Annotated in this window: 1 protein-coding gene; it reads left to right on the top strand. The window is 46.7% G+C overall.

Annotation, left to right across the window (positions count from 1 at the left end):
- Window positions 1-224: 224 nt before the first annotated feature.
- Complete coding sequence (locus OKC40_RS22515) at window positions 225-617, top strand: hypothetical protein (protein ID WP_160387673.1); 393 nt, start codon at window positions 225-227, stop codon at window positions 615-617.
- Window positions 618-1,154 lie beyond the last annotated feature (537 nt).

A 1,154-nucleotide genomic window follows, 5' to 3' on the forward strand; every position in this document is an offset into this window, starting at 1 on the left:
GGTCCTGCATCGAGAAAACCGACTACCCGTTCCCGGAGGAGTTGGTGCTGTCAACACCGTCCCGGTGAACGGTTACAAAGAAAGACGCTATAAACGCGGGCAGAAAAATAGTGATCGGCATGATGTTATTGGCCGATCGACATGATGTTATTAGCCAACGAGAACATTTGGTTCTCTTTTGATATCTCAGCGTGTTTTACTGGAAGCCAACAAGAGGCATCGTCATGGCAAGCATAATAAATACAATAAAAAACCATCCGCGCTTATTCGCACTTTCTATATTATTGCTGGTTGCAGGTTGTGTTCTGATCGGGTTACTGATGAATGACGACGAGATGGACGTGCAGCAATACAGCTTTGCCACAACAGAAGGCGTGCATTATACCATCACCATGAATCAAGACCCAGACAGCAAATCTGAGCGTTTTAATATCCGGCTGTTGACCTTAGATACCAGTTCGGCACCATTAATTTTCATGAAGTCGGTACATCTCTCTTCCGGTGGCCAATATTTCGACTGTGATATGAGCCTTAAAATTCCATCGTGTGCAAATAACGAACAGCCAACGAATGGTGTGGTGTATCTGAAGGCATACCCGGTGCATCAAATATACTGAGCGCATTAAGGCATACGTCTTGGCGGATGCTGTTTTATTTAAATCGATCTATTTTTGGCGCGTAGCCGCCGAACAATACAAGCTAAATAGCTATTTAGCGAAAGGTGCGAGTGGACCCGGACAAGCTGTGCCGTCATGATGCACGCCATCGAGAAAGTAAGACATAGACGAGAGATAGCGGACCAAAAAAAATAGCACAAAATATAAGTGCGACTATGGTGGCCCCAACTGTCTGCGTGGAGCCCATGCACCCACATACCGGTGCATAGAGGATGCATGCAAGGGAACAAAAAACAGCGACTGCATAGAATAACCGGGGTAGCTGGACACTACGCAGTAGACAAACCACCCATAAACCTGCGAGAACTAAGAATGGCATGCTAGCAGTGATAAGAAAATCAAGTGGGCTGCTGGTCCATCTCCCGATTACGATATCGAGCATAAGCATTTCTCCACTGGCCTAACGCCGGAGTTAAGCCGCCGCGCGTAGCGCGGTCGGCTTGAACGAATTGTTAGACATCATTTACCAACTGACTT

The organism is Aeromonas sp. QDB11, from assembly GCF_027705265.1.
Lineage (GTDB): Bacteria > Pseudomonadota > Gammaproteobacteria > Enterobacterales > Aeromonadaceae > Aeromonas > Aeromonas allosaccharophila.

Excerpts from the sequence above, each read along its gene's own strand:
- OKC40_RS22515 (WP_160387673.1), top strand. The coding sequence starts at position 225 with ATGGCAAGCATAATAAATACAATAAAAAACCATCCGCGCTTATTCGCA.